Genomic DNA, 26,812 nt, shown 5'->3' on the forward strand with positions numbered 1-26,812 from the left:
TCAGAGCAGCTCGGCGAGCATCGCGGCGGCGCGCTCGGCCCCGTCCGTCTCGACCGGCAGCCTCGTCCCGCCGCGGGCACGCCCCGCTCCGCGGCCGTGAGCGGCGAGCTCGGCGACCATCGCCGCGGCGAGCGCGTCCGGGTCGGACGCCTCGGCGTACTCGACGCACCGTCCGGCGCCGTAGCGCTCGAGCCGGTGCCGCACGTGGACGTTCTGCTCGAAGTGGTGCTGGAGCGGGACGTAGAGGAACGGCGTGCCGGCGGCCGCGAGCTCCATGCTCGTCGTCAGTCCGCCCTGCACGACGGCGAGGTCGCAGGCGGCCAGGTGCCGGTACAGGTCGGGGACGTACCCGCGGTACGTGACACCCTGCCGTCTCGGTAGCGTCGCGGGGTCGATCCGCGGGCCCGTCACGACGAGGAACCGCAGCCCGTCGACCGTGCGCCGCGCTGCCGGGACGGCGTCGAGCACGCGGCGCAGCAGCGACGTGCCCACCCCGGAGCCGCCGACGGTCACGACGCACAGCACGTCGTCGGGCCCGAGGCCGAGGTCACGCCGCAACGTCTCGCGCTCCGCCTCGTCCGGGGGTACGAACCCGGTGACGTACCCGGCGAAGTCGAAGTTCTGCTCGGTCCACTCCCGGATCCCCGGGAGGCCGGGCCCGAACGTGAGGTCGACGACGTCGTCCGGGTTCCCGACGAAGACCGAGCGGTCCCGGACCCGTGCGAAGCGTGCCCGTCGCTCGATCATCTCGGCGTTGTAGTCGGCGGTCAGCGCCGCCTCCGCCGGGCCGCCGTCGGGCATCGGCACCCAGCCGACGAAGTCGGTCATCCACGCGAACGAGAACCGCTTGAGCTCGGGGTTCTCGTGCAGGAAGTGGTCGACGTCCCACGCCTCGTCGCCGACCACGAGGTCGTAGCGCCCGTCCTCCACGACGTCCGCGAAGACCATGAAGTTGTTCACCATGATCTCGTCCATGCGGCGGATCGCCTGGAAGGCGTGCAGGTCGTGGTCGGCGGACTCGTCCTCGACGTGGGCGGACTCGTTCGCGAGCCAGGCCGAGGCGGGGTGCACGCGCTCGCCGGCGTCGGCGAGCACGCGGGTCACCGGGTGCTGGGTGAGCCAGTCGATCTCGAGGTCCGGGTGGTGCTCGCGCAGCCCGCGGGCGACGGCGAGGTCGCGACGGGCGTGGCCCAGGCCGATCGGCGAGGACAGGTAGAGCGCGCGGCGGTTCCGGTGCGGCGCACGCGTCCAGGTCCGGCGGCGGGGTCGCTGTGCGGCCTCGGCGGGGGCGGTGCGCTCGACGAAGTCCTGGACCAGCAGGTTGACCCGGACCGGGTCGCGCGCCGGCAGGCCGTGCCCGCCGCCGTCGACCAGGACGAGCTCGCCGCCGGTGAGCGCGGCGAGGCGCTCGCCGATCGCGGCCGGGCGGACGGCGTCGTGCGTCCCGTGCACGACGAGCACGGGGCAGGAGACCTGCGCGCACAGGGGTTCGAGCGGGGTGCGTACGGCGCCCTCCAGCCCGAGCCGGCCCGCGGTGGTGTCGGCGAGCGTCCGCGGGGCGATCTCGTGGGCCCAGCGCACGACGTCCTCGACCTGCTTCGTGGAGTGCGGCTCGGTGAACATCTTGCGGGCGAAGAAGTCGACGTAGTCGTCGTAGCCGCCGGCGAGCCAGTACGCCTTGTTGTACTTGGCCCAGCCCTCGGTGGTGTCGTGGCGCGCGTCCCAGGCGTACCGCTCGCGCTCCGGCGCCGCGACGGCCAGGCCGCACGAGGGGGCGATCGCGACGAGCCCCTGCACGCGCCCAGGGTGGGTCGCCGCGAGGTGGACCGCCCAGGCGGCCCCGCACGAGTACCCGACGACGACGGCGGTGCGCGTCCCGGTGTCGTCCAGCACCGCGGCCGCGTCCGCCGCGTACTGCTCGTCGGTGTACGCGGCGGCGCCCTCGGGTCGCCCGGCGCCCCCGCTCCCGCGACCGTCGAAGGTCACGACGCGGGAGCGTCGGGCGAGGAAGGGGACCTGGGCCTTCCAGAAGCGGGACGGCACCAGCGACCAGGTCGGCAGGAGCAGGACGGTCGGACCCGTCGTCCCGTGGACGGCCCAGGGGAGCGGCACCCCGTCGCGGACGACGACGCCGGTCCGGTCGGGCGGGCGGACGGGAGCCGGTTCTGACCGAGGCGTGGGACGGCCCGTCATCCTCGCAGTGTCCTCCTGTGCGGCGGTCATGCCCACCCTCCCGTCCTGGTTCCTCGTCCGGCGGTCGTCGCGGCCCGGCCTCAGGGCCGGATCTCCAGGACGCGGTTGAACGGCGTCTCGGCGACGGACGCGAACCGGCCGAACCCGCCCGCCGTCGCGACGTCCCGGATCCGGGCCGGACCGGCCTGCGTGCCGAGCGCGAGCCCGACGTCCTGGGACAGCGACGCCGGCGTGCAGAGCAGGGTCGAGAAGCCGTAGTACGCCCGGCCGACGGGGTGGAGGTTGTCCTCGACCCGGTCCCCGGCCATCGGCTCGACGACCATCCACGTCCCGTCCGGGGCGAGGGCGCGCCGGACCTGCTCGGCCGCACCGACGGGATCCCCCATGTCGTGGAGGCAGTCGAACATCGTGACGAGGTCGAAGCCCGACCCCGGGAGCTCCTGGGCCGAGGCGACCTCGAACCGCACCCGGTCCTCGACGCCCGCGTCCGCCGCCCGCTGCCGCGCCACCGCGACCGACTCCGGGTGGTAGTCCGAGCCCACGAACCGCGACCGCGGGAACGCCTGGGCCATGAGCACGGTCGAGGCGCCGTGGCCGCAGCCCACGTCCGCGACGAGCGCGCCCCGCTCGAGCTTGTCCACCACGCCGTCGAGCGCGGGCAGCCACTCGGCGACCAGGTGGGCGTGGTAGCTCGGGCGGAAGAACCGCTCGCACCCGACGTGGACGTCGGTGACGTGCTCGTGCCACCCGTACCCGCCGCCGCTGCGCGCGGCGTCGAGCACGTGGTCGAGGTCGTGCGTGGTGCCGAGCGCGAGCTGGAACAGGCCGGGCAGGAACGCCGGGCTGTCCTCGACGGTCAGCGCGACCGCCTGCTCGGGCGGGAGGGTGTAGCGGCCCGACGGCGGGTCGTACGTCACGTACCCGCCCGCGGCCTGGGCGTTGAGCCACTCCCGCGCGTACGGCTCCGCCGTCCCGGTGCGCTCCGCCAGCTCCGCCGGTGTCGTCGGGCCCTGGGCCGCGAGGTCGCGGTAGTAGCCGAGCTTGTCGCCGAGGACGACGAGCCCCGCGTTGAGGGTGGCCCCGACCTCGTCGACCGCGCGGAGGACGAACGCCATGAGGGCGTCCATGTCGAGGGCGGGTGCCTGCCCGGTCGTCCCCGGGCTCGTCTGGGTGCTCATCGGATGCTCCTGTGCTGTCGGTACCCGGCAGGTCTGCCGGTACCGGCGAACGTAGGACGGGGCGCGCGCCGACCGCGTCCGGTGGCCCCCCTGGTCGTCCGGGGTCCGGCACCTCGTCCTGCCGGGGCGGGCCCGCCCCTCCCTACACTCATGGACGTGGCGCTCCTCGGCAGGGCCGCCGAGCAGGAGACGGTCGCCCGCCTCCTCGCCTCGGCGCGTCTGGGCCGGGGCGGCGCGCTCGTCCTCGCGGGCGAGCCGGGCGTCGGCAAGACCGCGCTGCTCGCCGACGCGCTCGACCGCGCCGGGCGCGAGCCCGGGTCGGGGGCGGGCGTGCGCGTCCTCGCCGCGACGCCCGCCGAGGTGGAGCAGGACCTGCCGTTCGCCGCCCTCCAGTCCCTGCTGCTTCCGGCGCTGCGGCTGCTCGACGACATCCCGGCCCCGCAGGCCGCCGAGCTCGGCGCGGCGCTGAGCCTGCGGTCCGGCGGCGGCCGGGACCGGTTCGCTATCGGGGCGGCCACCCTGAGCCTGCTCAGCCGGTACGCCGAGGACGGCCCGGTCGTCGTCGTGCTCGACGACGTGCACTGGGCGGACCGGCCGTCGGTCGACGCGCTGGTGTTCGCCGCGCGTCGCGTCCGCGACGACCCGATCGCGGTCCTCGTCGCCGGCCGCAGCGGCGAGCTCCCGGAGGCGGTGCGGGGGCTTCCCACGATCGACCTGGCAGGGCTCGCCCCTGACGCCGCCGCCCTGCTGCTCGCCGCGGCGTTCCCCGCCGGCCCCGCCCGGGAGCCCGACGCGCTCTACCGCGAGACCGGTGGCAACCCGCTGGCCCTGCTGGAGCTGGCGGCCGAGCCCGCGGACGACGCGACCGCGGGCGGCGACACGGCCGGTCTCCCGCACACGCTGCCCGCGCGGCTGCAGCGCGCGTTCGCGCGGCGCCTGGAGACGCTGCCCGGGACCGCCCGCGCCGTCGCGCTCGTCGCGGCCCTCTCGGGGGGTGACCTCCGGCTGACGCGCGCGACGTGCCGTCGACTCGACCTCGACCCGGCCGGCCTCGATGACGCCGAGCGGGACGGTCTGCTCACGGTGGGGGACGGGCACGTGGCGTTCCGGCACCCCCTGCTGCGCTCGGTCGTCTACGGCGCGACGGACCGGGAGGTCCGACGCCGGGCCCACCTGGCCCTCGCCGACGAGCTCGCGGGGGTGGACGCCGACCGCCGCGCCTGGCACCTGGCGGCCGCCGCGACCGGGCTCGACGAGGGCGTCGCGAAGCTCCTCGACGGCGTCGGCGCGCGGGCGGCGGAGCGGACGGCGTTCACCGTCGCGGCGACCGCGCTCGAGCGTGGGGCACGCCTGAGCCCGGAGCCCGAGAACGCGCACGCGCGGCTCGTCGCCGCCGCACGTGCCGCCTGGGCCGGGGGGCAACCGGCCCGGGCCCTGGCCCTGCTCGACGAGGCGGAACCGCCGGCCGGGACCCGGTCCGCCGCCGGCGCCGCGCTGCGCGCCACCGTCGCGATGCGCGCGGGATCCGTGCGCGACGGCCTGGACCTGCTCGAGCGGGCGGCCGACCTCGCCTCACCCGACGACCAGGTCCTGCTCCTCGCCGAGGCGTGCCGCGCGTCGATGTACCTGGTCGACACCGCTGCCCTGCGCCGCGTCGAGGAACGCCTCGACGCCGCCCTGCCGCGTGTGACGGACCCCGTCTCGCAGGCGGTCGGCCTCGCCTCGTCCGGGGCGTCCGGCGTGCTGCTCGGCCGCGACGCGACGTCCCGGCTGCGCGACGCCGTCGCGCTCCTGGCCGAGCACGCGGACCCGCTGGCGCACCCCGCCGCGCTGCCGTGGATCATGCTGGCGCCCCTCTTCCTGCGCGACGCCGACGCCGGTGCGGAGCTGCGCGCCCTGGTCGACGAGGTCCGCTCGCGCGTCGGGGTGGGTGCCCTGCCCGACGTGCTGTTCCACGTGGCTCGCGACCAGGCGACCACCGACGCGTGGGAGCGCGCCGCAGCCAACTACGACGAGGCCGCGCGGCTGGCGCGCGAGACCGGGCAGGGCGGAGAGCTCGCCATGGCGCTCGCCGGGCTCGCCTGGCTCGACTCACGGGCCGGGCGCGGTGCGGCGTGCCGGGAGCACGCCGCGGACGCCGCCCGGCTGTGCCGGGAACGGTCGATGCTCTTCGGTCTCATCTGGTCCGAGCTCGCGCTGGGCGACCTGGAGCTCTCGGAGGGAGAGTCTCGCGCGGCGGCGGTCCGGCTCACGACGCTCGCCTCGACCCTCGACGAGCTGGGCGTCCGCGACCCCGACCTGCACCCCGGGCCGGAGCTGGTCGACGCCCTGCTGCGGACGGGCCGGGACGCCGAGGCCCGGGAGGTCGCCGAGCGGTTCGCGGAGGCGGCGGAGGCGACGGGGCGGGCGTGGACCCGTGGGCGTGCCGAGCGGGCGCTCGGGCTCGTCGCGGCCGACGACGGGCTCGACGAACGCTTCGAGAACGCCCTCGCCTGGCACGGGCGGACCCGGGACGTGTTCGAGCGCGCGCGCACCCGGCTCGCCTTCGGGATGCGCCTGCGCCGGTCCGGGCGGCGCGTCGACGCGCGGGTGCACCTGCGGGACGCGCTGGGCACGTTCGACGACCTCGGCGCGCAGGTCTGGGCGGCCACCACGCGGACCGAGCTCGAGGCGACCGGCGAGAAGGTCGCGCCACGCGAGGGCGTCGGGCCCGGCGCCCTGACCCCGCAGGAGCTCCAGGTCTGCCTGCTCCTGGCCGAGGGCCGGACGACGCGGGAGACCGCCGCGGCGCTCTTCCTCAGCCCCAAGACCGTCGAGTACCACCTCCGCAAGGTGTACACGAGGCTCGGGATCCACTCCCGGGAGGAGCTCGCCGTCGTGCTGCGCGACGCGCGATGAGCGACGTGCGGCGGACCCGCGGGGTCGGGCGAGCGCATAGGCTCTCCGGGTGGACGGACCCGAGCCCCGAGCACCCCGCACGCCCCCACCGGCAGCCCCGCGCACGAAGGGCTGGGTCATCGGCCGGGTGGTCGGCGCCCCGGTGATCCTCACCCCGTCGTGGTTCCTCGCGGCGGCGATCCTCACGGTGCTGTTCGCGCCGACGGTCCAGCGTCTCGCACCGCACCTCGGTGCCGAGATCTACCTCGTCTCGTTCGCGTTCGTCCTGCTGCTGTTCGCCTCCGTCTTCCTGCACGAGGTCGCGCACGCCGTCGTCGCCCGCGCCCGCGGACAGCGCGTCACCGAGCTCGCCGTGACCCTGTGGGGCGGCCACACCGCCTACTCGGGGACGTCGTCGCGCCCGCTCGACGGGTTCCTCATCTCGGTCGTCGGGCCGCTGACCAACCTGGCGCTCGCGGTCGTCTTCTGGGTGACGTTCCAGGCGCAGCCGACGTTCTCCGTGCCCGCGCTCCTCCTGTACGCCGGGGCGTTCTCCAACGCGTTCGTCGGGTTCTTCAACCTCCTGCCCGGGCTGCCGCTCGACGGCGGCCAGATCCTCGAGTCGGCCGTGTGGGCCGCGACGGGGTCACGGACGAAGGGCACGGTCGCAGCCGGCTGGGTCGGGCGCGCCGTCGCCGTCGGCGTCGTCGCGTGGGCCCTCGTGTGGCCGCTCACCCTCGGTCGCCAGCCCGACCTGTGGACCGTCGCGTGGGCGGCGCTCATCGGCGCGTTCCTCTGGAGCGGCGCGGGCCAGGCCATCACCGCGGGGCGCACGAGGGAGGCGGTCTCCGGGCTCTCGGTCCGCGCCCTCGCCCGGCCCGCCGTCGCGGTGCCGTCCGCGGCGTCGGTCGGCGCCGTGGGCCGCTCGGTCGCGCTCGCGGGCGGTCCGCACGTCCTCGCCGTCCTGGTCGACGGCGCCGGACGCCCGGTCGGGTACGCCGACCCCGGCGCGGCCGCGGCCGTGCCTCCGGACGCGGCGGAGACGACCCCCGTCGGTGCGGTCGCCGTCCCGCTGCCTGCGGGCGCGACGATCGACGCGCACCTGCAGGGCCAGGACATGCTCGCCGCGCTGTCGCAGGTCGGGCGCGAGGGCGCCGTCGTCGTCGTGACCGACGACGGCCGCGTGGTCGGCGCGCTCGAGGTCGCCCGCGTCGTGGCCGCGCTGCGGGACGCGCAGCGCGGGCGCTGAGGGCGCTCGTCGACCGCGTCGACCGAGGCTCCGCGACCGGTTCGTGGCCCGGCCCGTAGGATGGTCGCCCGTGACCTCCGAGCCCGCCGCCACGCCCGGCACCCCGACGCCGCCCACCGCCCCGGACGCGACCCCCGCCTCCCGGGGAGCCGCCCCGGACCGTCCCGGTGCGACGGGTGCCGACGAGCGCCGCGGGCCGCTGCGGGTGGGGGACAAGGTCCAGCTCACCGACCCGCGCGGGCGCCTGCACACCATCACCCTCGCGCCGGGTGCGACGTTCCACACGCACAAGGGGTACCTGCGGCACGACGACCTCATCGGGCAGCCCGAGGGGAGCGTCGTCCGCAACACGGCCGACATCGAGTACCTCGCGCTGCGCCCGCTGCTCGCGGACTACGTGCTCTCCATGCCCCGCGGCGCCGCGGTCGTCTACCCGAAGGACGCGGGGCAGATCGTCGCGATGGCGGACATCTTCCCCGGTGCTCGCGTCGTCGAGGCGGGCGTCGGTTCGGGTGCGCTGACGATGTCGCTCCTGCGCGCCGTCGGCGACGCGGGCGAGCTGCACTCGATCGAGCGCCGCGAGGACTTCGCGGCCATCGCGCGCGGCAACGTGGAGACGTTCTTCGGCGAGCCCCACCCCGCGTGGACGCTGTCCGTCGGCGACCTCGCCGACGTGCTGCCCACCGTCGCCCCGGACGGCACGGTGGACCGCGTGGTGCTCGACATGCTCGCGCCGTGGGAGAACCTCGACGTCGTCGCCCGTGCGCTCGTCCCCGGCGGCGTGCTCGTGTGCTACGTCGCCACGACGACGCAGCTCTCGCGCCTCGCGGAGGACCTGCGCGCCGACGGCCGGTACGCCGAGCCGGTCGCGTGGGAGTCCATGGTGCGCGGCTGGCACCTCGAGGGCCTCGCGGTGCGCCCGCAGCACCGCATGATCGGGCACACGGGCTTCCTGCTCACCGCGCGCCGTCTGGCCGACGGCGTCGCGCCGCCCGAGCGCAAGCGTCGTCCCGCCAAGGGCGCGTACCCGACCGACGCCGAGCAGTGGTCGCCCGAGGAGCTCGGCGAGCGCCCGGTCTCGGAGAAGAAGATCCGCCGCGTGCGGCGCGACGTCGGTCAGGGGCCGGAGCAGGTCCCCGGCCAGGGCTCCGAGCCGGCCCCGGAGCAGGGCGAGCACCCGTCCGACGTGTCGGGGCCGTGACGGTCCGGTAACGATCAGGACCCGGCCGTCTCACCCTGGGTGTCGTCCGTGTGCACGGGCGAGAATTGTGCCTAAGGTCTACACCCGACCGCCGGACGGTGGTCGGCACGGGTCCTCCCGCGGGTCCGCCGTCCGCCGTCCACGACGCGGTCGGGCGAGCCGCCGGCGAGAGGGGACACCCCATGAGCGAGACATTCGGCCGAAGCGACGAGGCCCCGCAGAGCAGCGCGCGGGAGCTCGCGCTGCTCTCCGCGAAGAACGAGAGGCTCGCCGAGGCGCTCCGCGCCGCGCGCGACCAGATCCTCGACCTGAAGCGGCAGATCGACGACCTCGCCAAGCCCCCGGGGACGTACGCGGTGTTCCTCGCCGCGCACCCGGACGGGTCGGTCGACGTGTCCGCCGCCGGGCGCAAGATGCACGTCGGCGCCAGCCCGAGCCTCGACGTCGAGCGGCTGCGCCCGGGCCAGGAGGTCAAGCTCAACGAGGCGATGACCGTCGTCGCGGCGGGCGGGTACGAGCGCACCGGCGAGATCGTCACGGCCAAGGAGATCCTCGACGCCGACCGCGTGCTGGTCGTCGGCCGCGCGGACGAGGAGCGCGTCGTGCGTCTCGCGGGCTCGGTCGCGCACACGGCGCTGCGCGTCGGGGACTCGCTGACGATCGACACGCGCAGCGGGTTCGTGTTCGAGGTGATCCCCAAGTCCGAGGTCGAGGAGCTCGTCCTCGAGGAGGTCCCGGACATCGAGTACGAGGACATCGGCGGGCTCGGACCGCAGATCGAGCAGATCCGCGACGCGGTCGAGCTGCCGTTCACGCACCCCGACCTCTTCCGCGAGCACGGGCTGCACCCGCCCAAGGGCGTCCTCCTGTACGGCCCTCCCGGGTGCGGCAAGACCCTCATCGCCAAGGCCGTCGCGAACTCGCTCGCGCACACCGTGGCGCGGGCGCGCGGCGAGGAGATCGAGGCCGGCTCGGGCGCGGCACGGAGCTACTTCCTCAACGTCAAGGGCCCCGAGCTGCTCAACAAGTACGTCGGCGAGACCGAGCGGCACATCCGCCTGATCTTCGCCCGAGCCCGCGAAAAGGCGTCGCAGGGCACCCCGGTCGTCGTGTTCTTCGACGAGATGGAGTCGCTGTTCCGTACGCGCGGCACGGGCCTGTCGTCCGACGTCGAGACGACGATCGTGCCGCAGCTCCTCGCCGAGATCGACGGTGTCGAGCGGCTCGACAACGTCATCGTCATCGGCGCCTCGAACCGCGAGGACATGATCGACCCCGCGATCCTGCGACCGGGCCGCCTCGACGTGAAGATCAAGATCGAGCGGCCCGACGCCGAGGGGGCGAAGGAGATCTTCGCCAAGTACCTCACCGAGGACCTGCCCATCCACGCGGCTGACCTCGCCGAGCACGGCGGCAACCAGCGCGCGGCCCTCGACGCGATGATCCGGTCAGTCGTGGAGCGCATGTACTCCGAGGAGGACGAGAACCAGTTCCTCGAGGTCACGTACGCGAGCGGCGACAAGGAGGTCCTGTACTTCAAGGACTTCAACTCGGGCGCGATGATCCAGAACGTCGTCGACCGGGCCAAGAAGTCCGCGATCAAGGACTTCCTCGCCAGCGGCCAGCGCGGCATCCGTGTCGACCACCTGCTCTCGGCGTGCGTCGACGAGTTCAAGGAGAACGAGGACCTGCCCAACACGACCAACCCCGACGACTGGGCGCGCATCAGCGGCAAGAAGGGCGAGCGCATCGTCTTCATCCGCACGATCGTCCAGAAGAAGGGCGAGGGCGGTTCCCCGCGCACCATCGACACGGTGACCAACACCGGCCAGTACCTGTAGGACCACCCGGGCGACGCCCCGAGACCCCGTCCGGACGGCGACCCGCACGCGCGGGCGCCGCACCGGCGGGGTCTCGCCGCTCCCCGAGGGGTGTGGCGTCGTCGGTGGACGCGGACCGCGGGCAGTCGGTGGGCCGACATAGGGTGAGCGCGTGAGCGTTCGACGGGTCATGGGGATCGAGACCGAGTACGGCGTCCTGCAGCCGGGGAAGCCGATGGCGAACCCGATGCTGATGTCGAGCCAGGTCGTCACGACCTACCGGGCGCTCGCCGCACGCAGCGACGGCGCGCGCGGCCGGGCGCGGTGGGACTACGACGACGAGGACCCGCTCCAGGACGCACGCGGGTTCCACGTGCCGCGGGCGTCGGCGCACCCGTCGCTGCTCACGGACGACCCGTCCACGCCGGCTCCGTCGGGACCCGTGCCGGGGGACGGCGGCACGTTCCAGGAGGTCGCGCGGCCCACCACGGAGGAGTACGACGACCCGAGCGCGGCGAACGTCATCCTCACCAACGGGGCTCGGCTCTACGTCGACCACGCGCACCCGGAGTACTCCTCGCCCGAGGTCACCGTGCCGCACGACGTCGTGTGCTGGGACGTGGCGGGGGAGCGCGTGATGCTCGCGGCGTCGCGCGAGCTCGCCCAGGTGCCGGGCGGGTCCGTGGTGCTCTACAAGAACAACGTGGACGGCAAGGGCGCGAGCTACGGCACGCACGAGAACTTCCTCGTGGACCGCGACGTCCCGTTCGGCCTCCTCGTGGAGATGCTCACGCCGTTCCTCGTCACCCGGCAGGTGTTCGCCGGCTCGGGGCGCGTCGGCCTCGGCCCGACGGGCGAGGAGCACGGGTTCCAGGTCTCCCAGCGCGCGGACTACGTCGAGGCGGAGGTCGGGCTGGAGACGACGCTGCGCCGCCCGATCGTCAACACGCGCGACGAGCCGCACGCGGACCGGCAGCGCTGGCGCCGGCTGCACCTCATCATCGGCGACGCGAACATGCTCGAGACCGCGACGTACCTCAAGACGGGGACGACGTCGCTCGTGCTGTTCGTCGTCGAGCACCTCGAGGAGCTGGGGCCCCGGGTGCGGGCGCGGCTCGCCGCGCTGCGGCTGGCCGACCCCGTCGCGGACGTGCAGCGGGTCAGCCGCGACCTGGACCTCACGCGTCGGCTCGTCCTCGCGGACGGCCGCGAGCTGACCGCGCTCGAGGTCCAGCGCGAGTACCTCGCGGTGGCGGCCGAGGCGTCGGAGCGGCTCGCCGGTCCCGACGGCGTCGACGCCCCGACGCGTGACGTGCTCGCGCGCTGGTCCTCGGTGCTCGACCGGCTCGCGACGGATCGCGACACGTGCGCGCGCGACGTCGAGTGGGTCGCGAAGCTGCGGCTGCTGGACCGGCTCCGCGAGCGCGACGGCCTCGACTGGGGTCACCCGCGGCTCGCCGCGATGGACCTGCAGTGGTCCGACGTGCGCCCCGAGCGCGGCATCTACCACCGGCTCCTCGCGGCCGGCGCGGTGGACCGGGTCGTCACCGAGCGCGAGGTCGGGGCCGCCGTGCACCACGCCCCGGAGGACACGCGGGCGTACTTCCGCGGCGAGGTCATGGCGCGCTACGGCGACCAGGTCTCGGCCGCGAGCTGGGACTCCGTGATCTTCGACGTCCCGGGCGCGCCGTCGCTCCAGCGGGTCCCGATGATGGACCCGCTGCGGGGGACGCGCGTCCACATCGGCGCCCTGCTCGACGCGAGCCCGGACGCGGCTGCCCTCCTGGCGGGTCTGGCGGGCCCGTCGTGAGCGGCGGCGACTAGGCTGGACGGACGACGGCGCCCCGCCCTTCGCGGAACGGGCGCCGCGTGCGAGCAGGGCCGGGAAGGGCGCGAGCCCCGACCGGGTTGGAACGGACAGAACGTCGGCGCGGCACCGCGCCGCCGGACGAGGAGGCAGCCATGGCGGGTACCGAACGCACCCACGCGTCGCACGAGGACCGGCGTCCCGACGACGAGCCCGAGGGCCCCGAGGCCCCGGTCGCGCCGCAGGCGCAGTCCCGCGACGCCGAGGTCGACGCGCTCCTCGAGGAGATCGACGAGGTGCTGGAGACGAACGCGGAGTCCTTCGTCCGGGGCTTCGTGCAGAAGGGCGGCGAGTAGGAAGGGTGACGGCAACCCGATGAGCACGGACCAGCCCGGGCGCCTGCCCGACGCGTTCACGACCCCCGGGTCGTCGTCCTTCCTGGACTTCCTGTCCGGGCACGCCCCCGACCTGCTGCCCTCGCGCCGCGCCTCCGGGCACGCGCCCGCGGGCGTCGTGCCCGACGCGCCGCACGCGACGACGATCGTCGCGCTCACGTTCGGCGCCGAGGGCGTCGCGGGCGGCGTCGTCATGGCGGGCGACCGTCGCGCGACGATGGGGTCGATGATCGCCAACCGTGAGATCGAGAAGGTCTTCCCGGCGGACGAGTTCTCGGCGGTCGGGATCGCGGGGACCGCCGGCATCGCGGTCGAGCTCGTGCGGCTGTTCCAGCTCGAGCTCGAGCACTACGAGAAGATCGAGGGCTCGTTGCTGTCGCTCGACGGCAAGGCGAACCGGCTGTCCACGATGATCCGGCAGAACCTGGGGCTCGCGATGCAGGGCCTGGCCGTGGTCCCGCTGTTCGCGGGTTTCGACCTCGACCGGGGCAGCGGGCGCATCTTCTCCTACGACGTCACCGGCGGCCGGTACGAGGAGCGCGCCTACCACTCGGTGGGGTCCGGCTCGGTCTTCGCCCGCAGCTCGCTCAAGAAGCTGTGGCGCACCGAGCTCGACCGCGCCGGGTCCGTGCGCGTCGCGGTCGAGTCCCTGTACGACGCGGCGGACGACGACTCGGCGACGGGCGGTCCCGACCCCGTGCGCCGGATCTGGCCGGTCGTCGCGGTCGTGACCCGGGACGGCTACGAGCGCGTTCCCGACGACGAGCTCGCGGCCGTCGTCGAGCAGATCGTGGCCGAGCGCTCCGGCACGGGCGTGCCGCGCCGCGGCCCCGCGGCGACGAACGCCGAGGCGGTCCCGCACGACCAGCCGCACGACCTGCAGGGCCCCACGTCGGGAGGTGACGCCGAGTGAACATGCCGTTCTACGTCTCGCCCGAGCAGCTCATGAAGGACCGGGCCGACTTCGCGCGCAAGGGCATCGCGCGCGGCCGGTCCGTCGTGGTGCTCGCCTACGAGGACGGGATCGCGTTCGCGACGGAGAACCCGTCCCGCGCCCTGCACAAGATCTCGGAGATCTACGACCGGATCGCGTTCGCCGCGGTGGGCAAGTACAACGAGTTCGAGAACCTGCGGGTCGCGGGCGTGCGCTACGCGGACCTGCGCGGCTACTCGTACGACCGCACCGACGTCAACGCGCGCGGCCTCGCGAACGCGTACGCCCAGACCCTGGGCACGGTGTTCACCACGGAGTCGAAGCCGCTCGAGGTCGAGCTCGTCGTCGCGGAGGTCGGCCGGACCGCGGCGCAGGACCAGCTCTACCGGATCTCCTACGACGGTTCGGTCGCCGACGAGCAGGGCGTCGTCGTCATGGGAGGGCAGGCCGACCAGCTCGGTCGCGTGCTCCAGGACGCGTGGGAGCCCGGACTCGGCCTGGCCGACGTGCTGCGGCTCGCCGTGCGCGCGCTCGGTGCGGGCGGCGACGGGGAGGAGGCGCGGACCATCCCGGCGACGCAGCTCGAGGTCGCCGTCCTGGACCGCACCCGTCCGCGGCGCGCTTTCCGCCGGATCTCGGGGAGCGCGCTCGAGGACCTCCTCGCGGACGGCGACGGCCCGACGGCAGCCGCCGACGCCGCGACCGACGACGCGGGCGACACGACCGGCGACGGCCCCGCGACGGACGAGGGGTAGGACCGCATGGACCGCAGGATCTTCGGGCTGGAGACCGAGTACGGGGTGACGTGCGCGTCCGACGACGGCCGCGGGCTGTCGGCGGACGAGGTGGCGCGCTACCTGTTCCGCAAGGTCGTCGCGTGGGGCCGGTCGTCGAACGTCTTCCTGCGCAACGGGTCGCGGCTGTACCTCGACGTCGGCTCCCACCCGGAGTACGCGACCGCCGAGTGCGACGACGTGCGCCAGCTCGTCGCGTACGACCGCGGCGGGGAGCGGATCCTCGAGGGCCTCGTGGCCGACGCGCAGCAGCGCCTCGAGCACGAGGGCCTGCCCGGGCGCATCCACCTGTTCAAGAACAACACCGACTCGGCGGGCAACTCCTACGGCTGCCACGAGAACTACCTCGTGCGGCGCCAGGGCGACTTCGCTCGCCTGTCCGACGTGCTCGTGCCGTTCCTCATCACGCGCCAGGTCCTCACGGGCGCGGGCAAGGTGCTCACGACGCCGCGCGGTGCGGTCTACTGCCTGTCGCAGCGCGCCGACCACATCTGGGAGGCGGTGTCGAGCGCGACGACCCGGTCCCGCCCGATCATCAACACGCGCGACGAGCCGCACGCCGACGCGGAGAGCTACCGGCGCCTGCACGTCATCGTCGGGGACTCGTCGATGGCGGAGACGACGACGATGCTCAAGGTCGGCTCGACCGACCTCATCCTGCGCATGATCGAGGCGGGCGTGCCCATGCGCGACCTCGCGCTCGAGAACCCGATCCGGTCGATCCGCGAGATCAGCCACGACATGACGGGCAAGCAGCCCGTCCAGCTCGCGAGCGGTCGGACGGTCACCGCGATCGACCTGCAGGGCGAGTACCTGCAGCGGGTCAAGGAGTTCGTCGAGCAGGACGTCTCGCCCACGCCGGTCGTCAAGCAGGTCCTCGACCTGTGGGAGCGGGGGCTGCGCGCGCTCGAGACGGGTGACCTCTCGCTGGTCGACCGCGAGCTCGACTGGGTCATCAAGTACCGCCTGATCCAGCGCTATCAGGCCAAGCACGGGCTGGAGCTCGACGACCCGCGGATCGCGCGGCTGGATCTCGCCTACCACGACATCTCGCGCACCGAGGGGCTGTACAACCTGCTCGCGGCGCGCGGGATGGTCGAGCGCGTCACGACGGACCTCGAGGTGTTCGAGTCGACGGCGGTCCCGCCGCAGACGACGCGCGCCAAGCTGCGCGGAGACTTCGTGCGTGCCGCGCAGGAGGCTCGCCGGGACTACACGGTCGACTGGGTGCACCTCAAGCTCAACGACCAGGCGCAGCGCACGGTCCTGTGCAAGGACCCGTTCCGGAACGTCGACGAGCGCGTGGAACGCCTCATCGAGTCGATGTGACGCGGGACGTGATGTGACGAACCTGACCCTCGCGGTCGCGCGCCCCGTGCGGGGCGCCCGGCCCGGCCGTCGTCGCGCGCCCGCGGCCCGGGCCGCGTTCGCGCTGCTCGTGGCGCTCGTGGCGACCCTCGTCCTCGCCGCGTGCACGGAGCCCGAGGACGTCACCGAGACGCCCCTGAACACCGACCTCACGGTCGCGGGGTCGTCCGGGGCGCCGCCCGAGCTGCTGTACCGGGCACCGCTCGACGTCCCGGAGGCCCGGTCGGAGGTGGTGTGGCCGGGTGCGGGCGCCGAGCTCGTCGACGGCGGACCGCTCCTGCTCAACATCTACGCCCAGGACGTCAGCGACGGGACCGTCCTGCAGAACACGTACACCGACGCGCCGCGGTGGCGGTCCCTGACGGACGAGTCGGTCGGTCGCGACCTGCGCGACCTGCTGCGCGGGCAGCGGGTGGGGGCCCGTCTCCTGCGGGTCGAGGAGGACGACGGCGTCCCCGTCGCGCTCGTGGTGGACGTGCTCCCTACCCGCGCGTCCGGCGAGGACGTCCCGCCCGTCGAGGGCCTGCCGACGGTGACGCGCGCCGAGGACGGGACGCCGACCGTCCAGATCCCGGCCGAGACCTCCGCCCCCGCCGGGCTCGTCGTGCAGCCGCTGATCCGCGGCGACGGCCGCCAGGTCGAGGTCGGTCAGGTGGTCACCGTGCGCTACTCGGGGGTGCGCTGGTCCGACGGCGAGGTCTTCGACTCGACGTGGACCGACGGCGCCGCGCCGCTGTCGATCATGATCGGGATCGGCGAGGTCAACGAGGGGTGGGAGCAGGGTCTCCTCGAGCAGTCCGTGGGGAGCCAGGTGCTGCTCGTCGTCCCGCCCGACCTCGCGTACGGCGAGACGGCCAACCCGCTCGCGGGCGAGACCCTCGTCTACGTCGTGGACATCCTCGACGCCCAGTTCCCGGTGACCGCGGAGGAGGCCGCCGAGGGCGGCGCCGACGGTGCCGGTACCGACACGACCGGCGACGCGCCGGCCGACCAAGGAGAGTCCTCATGACCGTCGCGATCCGCGTGATCCCGTGCCTCGACGTCGACGCGGGGCGCGTCGTCAAGGGCGTGAACTTCGAGAACCTGCGCGACGCCGGTGACCCCGTCGAGCTCGCGTCCCGGTACGACGCCGAGGGCGCGGACGAGCTGACGTTCCTCGACGTCTCGGCGTCGTCGGGGAACCGCGAGACGACGTACGACGTCGTGCGGCGCACCGCCGAGCAGGTCTTCGTGCCGCTCACGGTCGGCGGCGGCGTGCGCTCCGCGGAGGACGTGGACCGGCTCCTGCGCGCCGGCGCGGACAAGGTCGGGGTGAACACGGCCGCGATCGCCCGACCGGAGCTCATCGCCGAGATCGCGGACCGGTTCGGCAGCCAGGTGCTCGTCCTGTCCGTCGACGCGCGGCGCACCACGGGCGACGTGCGCACCGAGTCCGGATACGAGGTCACGACCCACGGCGGGCGCCGGGGGACGGGCATCGACGCCGTGGAGTGGGCGGCGCGCGCCGCCGGGCTCGGCGCGGGCGAGATCCTCCTCAACTCCATGGACGCCGACGGCACGACCGCCGGCTTCGACCTCGAGATGCTCGCCGCGGTCCGGTCCGAGGTCCGGGTCCCGCTCGTCGCGAGCGGCGGGGCGGGGACGCCGGAGCACTTCGTGGCCGCCGCGCGGGCCGGGGCCGACGCGGTGCTCGCCGCGAGCGTCTTCCACTTCGGTGCCCTGACCGTCGCCCAGGTCAAGGACGCGATGCGCGCGCAGGGTGTCGAGGTGCGCTGAGGCAAGCGCGCGTCGGCGGCGTGCCCGGCGAGCGGCCGCCGCCGACGGAATTCCGTCGGCTGTGTCAGGGGCGCATGAGAAGATCGTGCAACCCCCTGAACGAAAGACGAGGACCGTCCCGTGCCCGGCAGCAGGACGCGCCCCACCGGCGCCGACGCCCAGCCCGCCCCGACCGACCTGCCGGCCCCGACGGACCGGACCGACCCGCCGCGGGACCTGCTCCCCGACGAGCCGACCGTCCGCCGTCCGCACGCCCTGACCGGGTCGCGCGTGCGCCGTTCGCTCGCCCTCATGGGGCGGGGGATCCGCGACGAGCCGCGCACCTACGCGCTCGCGATCGGGTCCTCCGCGCTCTTCGGGGCGCTCACCGTGGCGGTGAGCAGCGCGATCGGCACCGCGACCGACGAGGTCGTCGTCCCGGCGATCGCGGGCGACGAGGCCGCGCGCGGCCGTATCTGGGTCGCCGGGCTCGTCCTCGCGGGCATCGCGGTCTCCCTCGCGGCGAGCGTGGCCGCGCGCCGCATCTTCGCGGGCAACGGGTACGCCGCGCTGCAGGCACGGCACCGCACTGCTGTGACGCGCCAGTACCTGCGCCTGCCGATGTCGTGGCACCGCTCGCACCCCGCCGGTCAGCTGCTGTCGAACGCGAACTCCGACGTCGAGGCGGCGACGGGCGTGTTCAACCCGCTCCCGTTCGCGCTCGGGGTCGTGGTCATGATCGGCGTCGCCGCGGTGATGCTCTTCCGGGTGGACGTCTGGCTCGCGTGCGCCGCGCTCGTCGTCATCCCGGTCGCGATCGCCGTGAACATCGTCTTCCAGCGCTCCATGTCGCCCGCGATCACGCGCGCGCAGCAGCTCCGGGCCGAGGTCTCGGACGTCGCGCACGAGAGCTTCGAGGCCGCCCTGCTCGTCACCTCGCTGGGCACCGCGGACCGCGAGGAGCGCCGGTTCGCCGAGCGCACCGACGAGCTGCGCGCCGCGAACGTGCGCGTCGGGGTCGTCCGGGCGTTCTTCGACCCGGTGATCGAGCTCCTGCCGTCCCTCGGCACGCTCCTCGTGCTGGCCGTCGGGACCGTCCGCCTCGCCGCGGGCGACGTCGCGGCGGGCGACATCGTCACCGCCGCCTACCTGCTCACGATCATGGCCGTCCCCGTCCGGGCCTTCGGCTGGGTGCTCGGCGAGCTCCCGCGCGCCCTCGTCGGGTACGAGCGCATCAGCCGCGTCGTCGACGCGGGCGGGGGGCTGCGCCCCGGGACCGGCGGGCTACCCGGCGGACGCTCCGGGCTGGGCGTGCGCCTCGACGGTGTCGGCGTGGACGTCCGGGCGGGCGGCCGCGAGATCACCCTCCTCGACGACGTCGACCTCGCCGTCGAGCCCGGCACCACGGTCGCGGTGGTCGGCCCGACGGGTGCGGGCAAGACGACGCTCGTCTCGCTGCTCGCCCGGCTCTCGGACCCGACGCGCGGTCGCGTGCTCCTGGACGGCGCCGACGTGCGCGACGTGCGCGAGCCCGACCTCACCGCCCAGGTCGCGCTCGTGGCCCAGCAGGCGTTCGTCTTCGAGGACTCGGTGCGCGCGAACGTCACGCTGGTCGACGACGGCGACCCGGGCCCCGACGACGAGCAGGTCTGGGAGGCGCTGCGCCTCGCGCGGGTCGACGACGTCGTCTCACGGCTGCCCGAGGGGCTCGACGCGCCGCTCGGGGAGCGCGGCGCGAACCTGTCCGGCGGCCAGCGGCAGCGTCTCGCCATCGCCCGTGCCCTCGTGCGTCGCCCGCGCCTGCTCGTGCTCGACGACGCGACCTCCGCGGTCGACCCGCGCGTCGAGCAGCAGATCCTCGCGGGCCTCGCCCACGAGGGGGCGGACCGCCCGACCGTCGTCATGGTGGCCTACCGCATGTCGAGCGTCGCGCTCGCGGACGTCGTCGTGCACGTGGAGTCCGGCCGTGTGGTCGACGTCGGGACGCACGACGAGCTCCTCGCCCGCGACGCCGGGTACCGCGAGCTCGCGACCGCGTACGCGCGCGAGGCGGAGCGGCGCGAGCAGGAGCGCGTCGACGCGACGGACGACACCGCGCGGGAGGCGGCCGAGGACGGCCGGGACGGGCACGACGAGGACCGTCGGGACGACGACCTCGAGCGGCAGGAAGTGATCGAGGAGGACGACGTCGTGCGGCACGTCGAGACGGGGGCGCTGGAGGAATGAGCCGAACCACCACTCAGGACGAGCGCACCGACGCGACGGGCGCGGCGTCCGCTCCGGGTACGCCCGGCGGGGCCGCCGACGCCCGGATCGCCTCGGCGAGCTCGCTCGGTGTCCTCGCCACCCTGCGCCGAGGCGTCCAGGTGTCGCCGCAGATCCTCGACGGGATCTGGATCACGCTCGGGCTCGCGGTCGCGGCCGCGCTGGGCCGCGTCGTCGTGCCGGTGACCGTCCAGCAGACCGTCGACACCGGCGTGCTCGCCGACGGCGGCCCGGACACGGCGCGCGTCGCGGTGCTCGTCGGCGCGGCCGCGGTCGTCATCGTCCTCGCCGGCCTCTGCTCGGCGTTCGTCAACGTCCGGCTCTTCCGCTCGACCGAGGCGGGGCTCGCCGGCCTGCGCGTGCGCGCGTTCCGCCACGTGCACGACCTGTCCGTCCTCACGCAGAACACCGAGCGGCGCGGCTCGCTCGTCTCGCGCGTGACGAGCGACGTCGACACCATCTCGCTCTTCGTGCAGTGGGGCGGGATCATGCTGCTCGTCTCGGTGCTGCAGATCGGCGTCGCGACCGTCCTCATGGCCGTCTACTCGTGGCAGCTCACGCTCGTGGTCTGGGCGTGCTTCGTGCCGCTGTTCCTCGTCCTGCGCCCTGCCCAGGCGCGCGTCAACGACGCGTACACGCAGGTGCGGGCGCGCGTCGGCGGGATGCTCGGCGCCATCTCCGAGTCGATCGTCGGCGCCGAGACGATCCGTGCGTACGGCGCGGGCGCGCGTACCGCGCGGCGTGTCGACGCCGCCGTCGACGCGACGCGGCGGGCGATGGTCCGGGCGCAGAAGCTCGTCGCCGTCGTCTTCTCGAGCGGCGTGCTCGTCGCGAACCTCGTGCTCGCCGTGGTCGTCGTGGTCGGGTCCTACCTCGGCGTGGCCGGCGACATCTCGGTCGGCCAGCTCCTCGCGTTCCTCTTCCTCGTCCAGCTCTTCACGGGCCCCGTGCAGATGGCGACCGAGATCCTCAACGAGCTCCAGAACGCCGTCGCGGGCTGGCGCCGGGTCCTCGCGGTGCTGGAGACGCCCGTCGAGGTCGTCGACAAGGGCGCTGACGGCGAGCGCAGCCCCCGCGGGCCCGCCCACGTGCGCCTGGAGGGCGTGCGGTTCGCCTACCCCGACGGCCCGGAGGTGCTGCACGGCGTCGACCTCGACCTCCCCGCGCGCGCGTCCGTCGCCGTCGTCGGAGCGACCGGCTCCGGCAAGACGACGATCGCCAAGCTCGTCACGCGGCTCATGGACCCGACCGCGGGGCGCGTCCTGCTCGACGGCACCGACCTGCGGGACCTCGCCGTCGACTCGTTGCGCGAACGCGTCGTCCTCGTGCCGCAGGAGGGTTTCCTCTTCGACGGCACGCTCGCGGACAACGTCGCCTACGGCCTGCGGGGCGACGCCGAGCGGGAACCTGCCGCCGAGCGTCGCGCCCGGATCGAGGCCGCCGTCGAGCGGCTCGGTCTCACCGACTGGGTCGAGGGCCTGCCCGACGGGCTCGACTCCCCGGTCGGGCAGCGGGGCGAGTCGCTCTCCGCCGGCGAGCGGCAGCTCGTCGCGCTGACGCGGGCGTACCTCGCCGAGGCCGACCTGCTCGTCCTCGACGAGGCGACGTCCGCCGTCGACCCCGCGACCGAGGTCCGCATCGCTCGCGCCCTGGCGTCGCTCACCGCGGGCCGCTCCACCCTGACGATCGCGCACCGCCTCTCCACCGCGGAGGCCGCGGACCTGGTCGTGGTCGTCGACGCGGGCCACGTCGTCGAGGTCGGCCACCACGACGACCTCGCGCGCGCCGGCGGCGTCTACGCCCGCATGCACGACGCCTGGGTCTCCCAGACCCGCTGAGCCCGGCGCCCGCCGCCCGGCTCGGCCACGGGCGAGGCGAGACGGGGACCGAGGTCGGCCCGGCGTCTGGCAGGATTCTCGGGTGCCCGACTCCACGACCGGACCCACGACCGATACGTCGAACCGAACTGAGCTCGACCCCGAGATCGCCGCGCGGCTCAAGCGCGACGACGCCGGCCTGGTCGCCGCGATCGTCCAGCAGCACGACACGGGTGACGTGCTCATGCTCGGCTGGATGGACGACGAGGCGCTGCACCGGACGCTCACGACCGGGCGGGTGACGTTCTGGAGCCGGTCCCGGCAGGAGTACTGGCGCAAGGGCGACACGTCGGGGCACGTGCAGGTGGTGCGCTCGGTGGCCCTCGACTGCGACGGGGACGCGCTGCTCGTGCGCGTCCACCAGGTGGGGGCCGCGTGCCACACGGGCACGCGTACGTGCTTCGAGGCCGGGGGAGACCTGGGCGCCGTCGTGGGCGACCTGCCCGCCGGCACCGCCGATCCGACCACGCCCGACACCGATCCTGAGGAGGAGAACCAGTGAGCGCGACCGTCGACCCGGCCGAGACCACCACCGTCCCCGCGGGCGGTCCCGCGTGGGGCGAGACGTGGCCCGTGCTCGACGGCTTCCGCGCGCTGGCCACGTCCCGACGGGTGGTCCCGGTGGTCCGGCGCCTGCTCGCCGACGACGTCACGCCCGTCGGTCTGTACCGCACGCTGGCGCAGGGCCGGCCGGGCACGTTCGTCCTGGAGTCGGCCGAGTCGGACGGCCGGTGGGCGCGGTACTCGTTCGTCGGCGTCGCGTCCCGCGCGACCCTCACGGCGCGCGACGGCCGCGCGGTCTGGTCCGGCGACGTGCCGGCGGGCGTCCCGCTCGACGGCGACGTCGTGGAGGTGCTGGAGGCGACGCTCGACGTGCTCCGCACGCCCGCCGTCGAGGGCCTGCCGCCGCTCACGGGCGGTCTCGCGGGCGCGATCGGCTGGGACGTCATCCGGCACTGGGAGCCGACCCTGCCGTCGGACGCGCCCGACGAGCTCGGCGTCCCGGAGCTGACGCTCTGCCTCGCGACGGACCTCGCGGTCGTCGACCACGCGGAGGGCAGCGTGTGGCTCGTCGCCAACGCGATCAACTTCGACGACACGGACGAGCGCGTGGACGAGGCGTACGCGGACGCCGTCGCGCGACTGGACGCGATGCAGTCCCGGCTCGTGGCCGGAGGCGCGCACGTCGCGTCGGTCGTGTCCGTGGAGGCGGCCGAGCCGGCGCTCGAGTTCCGCTCGACGCGCGAGGAGTTCGAGGCGTCCGTCGTCGCGGGCAAGGACGCGATCCGCGAGGGCGAGGTGTTCCAGGTGGTGCTCTCCCAGCGCCTGGACCTCGACTGCCCGGCGGACCCGCTCGACGTCTACCGCGCCCTGCGGACGATCAACCCGAGCCCGTACATGTACTACTTCCAGCTCACGGACGCGGACGGGCGGGACTTCGCCGTCGTGGGGTCCAGCCCGGAGACCCTCGTGAAGGTCGAGGACGGCCGCGTCACGACGTTCCCGATCGCCGGCTCCCGGCCGCGCGGCGCGACGCCCGAGGAGGACGTGGCGCTCGGCGAGGAGCTCTTGCAGGACCCGAAGGAGCTCGCCGAGCACATCATGCTCGTGGACCTGTCGCGCAACGACCTCGTGAAGGTGTGCGAGCCGACGTCCGTCGAGGTCGTGGAGTTCATGGCGACCAAGCGGTTCAGCCACATCATGCACCTCTGCTCGACCGTCGTCGGGACGCTGCGTGGCGGCGCGACCGCGCTGGACGCCTTCCGGGCGACGTTCCCCGCGGGCACGCTCTCCGGCGCGCCCAAGCCGCGCGCGATCGCCCTGATCGACGAGCTCGAGCCCGCGTCGCGCGGGATCTACGGGGGGACCGCCGGGTACTTCGACTTCGACGGGAACATGGACATGGCGATCGCGATCCGCACCGCGCTGATCCGCGACGGGCGCGCGAGCGTCCAGGCGGGCGGCGGGATCGTCGCGGACTCGGTCCCCGCCCTCGAGTACGCGGAGTCGCGCAACAAGGCGGCGGCCGCGGTCCGGGCCGTCCAGGTCGCGGCGCGGCTGCGGGGCCTCGCATGAGCCGCGGGGCGGCGCCCTCGCGCCGGACCGCGATCCTCTCCCTGCTCCTCCTCGGCGGGGCGACCCTCGCCGCCGCGGTCCCGACCTGGCTCAGCACGACGGGCGCCACGGCCCTCGACCCGGAGGTCGAGGTGGCCGTCGCCGGGACCTCCGCAGCACCGGGCGTGAGCGCGGCGGCGCTCGTGCTCGTCGCCGCGGCGCTCGCGCTCGGGCTCGTCGGCCGGGTCGGGCGGTGGGTCGTCCTCGCGGTGGCGGCCGTGAGCGGGGTCGTCGCGACGGTGTCCGCGCTCGGCGTCGCGCTCGACCCGGAGCCGAGCGCACGGTCGGCCGTCGCGGACGCGACGGGTGTCACCGAGCTGACCGCCCCGGTCGAGCTGACGGCGGCTCCGTGGCTCGCCGCGGCGCTGGGGGTCCTCACGGTCCTCGTGGCGGTGTGGGTCGCGGTCGGGTCCCGGTCGTGGGCCGAGGCGTCGACGCGGCACGAGCGTGCGCCCGGACCGACGTCCGGTGGCTCCTCGACCCGTCCCGTGCCGGCCCCGGAGCCCTCCGGCGGCGCGGCGCCCGGGGCGGCCACGCCCGGGACGGACCGCGCGGACCCCGCCGGAGGCACGTCGCCCGACGAGATCTCCGACCACGACGCGTGGGACGCGCTCTCGCGCGGCGAGGACCCTACCGATCGCTGATCAGCGGTGACGGGCCGGGCGGACCGCGCCACGACCGTCGCACCCCGAGGACGGGCACCGGTCCGGTCCGATAGGCTCTGACCACATCTTGACGAAAGGCACGACCCTCATGGCCGAGAACCAGCAGACCGAGATCGCCTACCTCCCGACCGCGGCACCGCCCACGAACCACGGCCACACCGTCGCGGCGTGGTTCACCATGATCGGCATCATGGTCGGCTCCCTGGTGGCGGCGATCGGTGTCCTCCTCCCGGGTATGGCGCAGGTGTCCGGCGTCTGGCTCTTCTGGGTCGGGATCGGTGTCGTCGCGGTCGCGCTGGTCGGCGGTCTCGTGCTGCGCAACATGGGCTACGGCCAGAAGCAGGCCTCGCGGTGACGCAGCCGCCGGGGCCCGGTCCGTACGACCCCGTCGACCCGCAGCGCGGGCCGCAGGAGCCGTACGGGTCGCAGGCGCCCGGCGGCGCCCCGCAGTACCCCGGCCAGCAGTACCCCGGCCAGCAGTACCCCGGCCAGCAGTACCCGGCGGGCGCCTACGGCGCGCCCCCGTACTACCCCAAGAACAGCCTGGCCGTCTGGTCGCTGGTGCTGGGGATCGCCTCGTTCGTGCTGAGCTGCGGCTTCTTCACGGGCATCCCGGCGGTGATCGTCGGCAACGCCGCGAAGCGCGCCGTGGCGGAGGGGCAGGCGGACAACGACGGCATGGCGACCGCGGGGATCATCCTCGGGTGGGTCGCGATCGGCCTGTCCGTCGTCGGTCTGATCCTTCTCCTCCTCTTCCTCCCGGCCTTCCTCGTCTGGGTCGGCAGCATCCCCGACCAGTACTGAGAGGTGGGGCACCACATGACGTCCGAGGCGGTGCGTCGACGGGTCCCACGCGCGGCGCAGGCGCCGCTCGTCGTCGGGGTGCTCGTCGCGGCGGCGACGGCCTACGTCGGCGCGGTCGACCCGAACCGTCCCGGGCACTACGTCACGTGCCCCCTGCTCTCGCTGACAGGCCTGGCCTGCCCGGGGTGCGGAGGGCTGCGGGCGACGCACGACCTCGTGCGCCTCGACCTGGCCGCGGCGTGGTCGATGAACCCGCTCTGGGTCGTCGTCGCGCCGCTCCTCGTGGCGCTGTGGGCGGTCTGGCTCGTCCGTGCGTGGCGGGGCCGCGCCGCCCCGCGCCTGCCCGCCTGGCTCGCCTGGGCGTCGCTCGGTGTCCTGCTGCTGTTCGGGGTGCTCCGCAACGTGCCCGCGCTCGTCCCGTGGCTCGGCCCGGCGGCCTGAGCCGGGGGTCGAGGTCGTCGGGCAGGTCCGCGACGACCGTCTCGGGGGCTGGGCCGTGGTCATCGTCACTCGGGGGCGGCTCTACGATGGCAGGTACCTCCCTGTCAACGGGTCGGCCCGAACCTGTGGATGCACGACGGCCGACCGGCCCGGCCGGGGGGCGGGACGACACGGGGAGTGGTGGGACGATGACGGTTCTGGACGACATCGTCGCGGGCGTGCGCGAGGACCTCGCGGTACGTCAGGCGGCGACCTCGCTCGACGAGCTGAAGGAACGTGCCGCCCGTGTCCCCGGGGCGCTCGAGGTCGTGAGCCGCCTCAAGGCGGACGACGCCGTCGCTGTCATCGCCGAGGTGAAGCGCTCGAGCCCCAGCAAGGGTGCGCTCGCGGCGATCTCCGACCCGGCCGAGCTCGCGGGGGAGTACGAGAAGGGCGGCGCCGCCGCGATCTCGGTGCTCACCGAGCAGCGGCGGTTCAACGGGAGCCTGGCCGACCTCGACGCCGTGCGCGCGCGGGTCGACGTCCCCGTGCTCCGCAAGGACTTCGTCGTGACGCCCTACCAGGTGTGGGAGGCGCGCGCGCACGGCGCCGACATCGTCCTCCTCATCGTCGCGGCCCTCGAGCAGACGGTGCTCACGTCGCTCGTGGAGCGCGTCCACTCGCTCGGCATGACGGCGCTCGTCGAGGTGCACACGATCGACGAGGTGTCGCGCGCGCTCGACGCCGGCGCCCGCGTGGTCGGCGTGAACTCGCGCGACCTCAAGACCCTCGACGTCGACCGCACGACGTTCGCGCGCCTCGCTCCCGCCATCCCGGACGAGGTCGTGCGCATCGCCGAGTCGGGCGTCCGCGGTCCGCACGACGTGATGGACTACGCCCGTTCCGGTGCGCACGCGGTGCTCGTCGGCGAGGCGCTCGTGACCGACGACGCCCCGCGCGCGTCCGTCGCGGACCTCGTCGCGGCCGGGTCGCACCCGTCGCTGTGGTCCGTGCGGCCCTGAGGCTCGACGGCACCGTCCGTCACGCCGCAGGCGCCGCGCCCCGGCCCAGCACACCCCACCACGCAGGAGGACC

General features: G+C 74.7%; 22 protein-coding genes. 20 read left to right on the forward strand and 2 right to left on the reverse strand.

Annotation, left to right across the window (positions count from 1 at the left end; translation table 11 throughout):
- On the reverse strand, positions 1-2,193 hold the full coding sequence (locus FIC82_RS11075; RefSeq protein WP_253691061.1) for an alpha/beta fold hydrolase: 2,193 nt from the start codon (positions 2,191-2,193) through the stop codon (positions 1-3).
- Positions 2,194-2,273: 80 nt separating this feature from the next.
- Positions 2,274-3,371, reverse strand: a complete 1,098-nt coding sequence (locus FIC82_RS11080) for a class I SAM-dependent methyltransferase (protein ID WP_154798585.1) — start codon at positions 3,369-3,371, stop codon at positions 2,274-2,276.
- Positions 3,372-3,527: 156 nt separating this feature from the next.
- Here FIC82_RS11080 and FIC82_RS11085 point away from each other — a divergent pair, with 156 nt between their 5' ends.
- The 20 genes from FIC82_RS11085 (at position 3,528) to trpC (ending at position 26,739) form a co-directional block, all read left to right on the forward strand.
- The gene (locus FIC82_RS11085) at positions 3,528-6,269 is read left to right on the forward strand and encodes a helix-turn-helix transcriptional regulator (protein ID WP_216609900.1); all 2,742 of its coding nucleotides are present in this window, start codon (positions 3,528-3,530) and stop codon (positions 6,267-6,269) included.
- A 49-nt stretch (positions 6,270-6,318) separates the two neighbouring features.
- On the forward strand, positions 6,319-7,497 hold the full coding sequence (locus FIC82_RS11090; protein WP_168731755.1) for a site-2 protease family protein: 1,179 nt from the start codon (positions 6,319-6,321) through the stop codon (positions 7,495-7,497).
- A 70-nt stretch (positions 7,498-7,567) separates the two neighbouring features.
- Entirely contained in the window at positions 7,568-8,698 is a 1,131-nt protein-coding gene (locus tag FIC82_RS11095; protein WP_168731756.1) for a tRNA (adenine-N1)-methyltransferase, read from the forward strand.
- 182 nt (positions 8,699-8,880) lie between these two features.
- Positions 8,881-10,539 carry a proteasome ATPase gene (gene arc, locus FIC82_RS11100; RefSeq protein ID WP_154798587.1) on the forward strand — a complete coding sequence of 553 codons (1,659 nt, stop codon included), beginning with the start codon at positions 8,881-8,883 and terminating at the stop codon, positions 10,537-10,539.
- A 169-nt stretch (positions 10,540-10,708) separates the two neighbouring features.
- Entirely contained in the window at positions 10,709-12,328 is a 1,620-nt protein-coding gene (dop, locus tag FIC82_RS11105; protein ID WP_154800136.1) for a depupylase/deamidase Dop, read from the forward strand.
- A gap of 152 nt (positions 12,329-12,480) precedes the next feature.
- Entirely contained in the window at positions 12,481-12,681 is a 201-nt protein-coding gene (locus FIC82_RS11110; RefSeq protein ID WP_154798588.1) for a ubiquitin-like protein Pup, read from the forward strand.
- A gap of 19 nt (positions 12,682-12,700) precedes the next feature.
- A complete protein-coding gene (gene prcB / locus FIC82_RS11115; RefSeq protein ID WP_154798589.1) occupies positions 12,701-13,633 on the forward strand; it encodes a proteasome subunit beta in 933 nt (310 codons plus the stop codon).
- On the forward strand, positions 13,630-14,409 hold the full coding sequence (prcA, locus tag FIC82_RS11120; protein ID WP_168731757.1) for a proteasome subunit alpha: 780 nt from the start codon (positions 13,630-13,632) through the stop codon (positions 14,407-14,409). The genes prcB and prcA overlap by 4 nt, the downstream gene beginning before the upstream one ends.
- 6 nt (positions 14,410-14,415) lie before the next feature.
- Positions 14,416-15,777 (forward strand): Pup--protein ligase, encoded by a 1,362-nt coding sequence (gene pafA / locus FIC82_RS11125; RefSeq protein ID WP_154798590.1) that lies wholly within the window; start codon positions 14,416-14,418, stop codon positions 15,775-15,777.
- 13 nt (positions 15,778-15,790) lie between these two features.
- Positions 15,791-16,825 carry an FKBP-type peptidyl-prolyl cis-trans isomerase gene (locus FIC82_RS11130; RefSeq protein ID WP_154798591.1) on the forward strand — a complete coding sequence of 345 codons (1,035 nt, stop codon included), beginning with the start codon at positions 15,791-15,793 and terminating at the stop codon, positions 16,823-16,825.
- Positions 16,822-17,592, forward strand: a complete 771-nt coding sequence (gene hisF / locus FIC82_RS11135) for an imidazole glycerol phosphate synthase subunit HisF (RefSeq protein WP_047232850.1) — start codon at positions 16,822-16,824, stop codon at positions 17,590-17,592. The genes FIC82_RS11130 and hisF overlap by 4 nt, the downstream gene beginning before the upstream one ends.
- 291 nt (positions 17,593-17,883) lie before the next feature.
- A complete protein-coding gene (locus FIC82_RS11140) occupies positions 17,884-19,797 on the forward strand; it encodes an ABC transporter ATP-binding protein (protein WP_154800138.1) in 1,914 nt (637 codons plus the stop codon).
- Positions 19,794-21,674: an ABC transporter ATP-binding protein gene (locus FIC82_RS11145; protein WP_154798592.1), complete on the forward strand. Its 1,881-nt coding sequence runs from the start codon at positions 19,794-19,796 to the stop codon at positions 21,672-21,674. Before FIC82_RS11140 ends, FIC82_RS11145 begins: the two co-directional genes overlap by 4 nt.
- A gap of 82 nt (positions 21,675-21,756) precedes the next feature.
- The gene (gene hisI / locus FIC82_RS11150) at positions 21,757-22,215 is read left to right on the forward strand and encodes a phosphoribosyl-AMP cyclohydrolase (protein WP_168731758.1); all 459 of its coding nucleotides are present in this window, start codon (positions 21,757-21,759) and stop codon (positions 22,213-22,215) included.
- Positions 22,212-23,789: an anthranilate synthase component I gene (locus FIC82_RS11155; RefSeq protein ID WP_168731759.1), complete on the forward strand. Its 1,578-nt coding sequence runs from the start codon at positions 22,212-22,214 to the stop codon at positions 23,787-23,789. The genes hisI and FIC82_RS11155 overlap by 4 nt, the downstream gene beginning before the upstream one ends.
- Positions 23,786-24,472, forward strand: a complete 687-nt coding sequence (locus FIC82_RS11160) for a Trp biosynthesis-associated membrane protein (protein WP_154798593.1) — start codon at positions 23,786-23,788, stop codon at positions 24,470-24,472. The genes FIC82_RS11155 and FIC82_RS11160 overlap by 4 nt, the downstream gene beginning before the upstream one ends.
- A 109-nt stretch (positions 24,473-24,581) precedes the next feature.
- Entirely contained in the window at positions 24,582-24,848 is a 267-nt protein-coding gene (locus FIC82_RS11165) for an HGxxPAAW family protein (protein WP_154798594.1), read from the forward strand.
- Entirely contained in the window at positions 24,845-25,297 is a 453-nt protein-coding gene (locus FIC82_RS21265) for a DUF4190 domain-containing protein (protein ID WP_168731760.1), read from the forward strand. The genes FIC82_RS11165 and FIC82_RS21265 overlap by 4 nt, the downstream gene beginning before the upstream one ends.
- 15 nt (positions 25,298-25,312) lie before the next feature.
- Positions 25,313-25,738 carry a DUF2752 domain-containing protein gene (locus FIC82_RS11175; protein WP_154798595.1) on the forward strand — a complete coding sequence of 142 codons (426 nt, stop codon included), beginning with the start codon at positions 25,313-25,315 and terminating at the stop codon, positions 25,736-25,738.
- 188 nt (positions 25,739-25,926) lie between these two features.
- Entirely contained in the window at positions 25,927-26,739 is an 813-nt protein-coding gene (trpC, locus tag FIC82_RS11180; protein ID WP_154798596.1) for an indole-3-glycerol phosphate synthase TrpC, read from the forward strand.
- Positions 26,740-26,812: the final 73 nt, after the last annotated feature.

The sequence above is a fragment of the Cellulosimicrobium protaetiae genome, from assembly GCF_009708005.2.
Classification (GTDB): Bacteria; Actinomycetota; Actinomycetes; order Actinomycetales; family Cellulomonadaceae; genus Cellulosimicrobium; species Cellulosimicrobium protaetiae.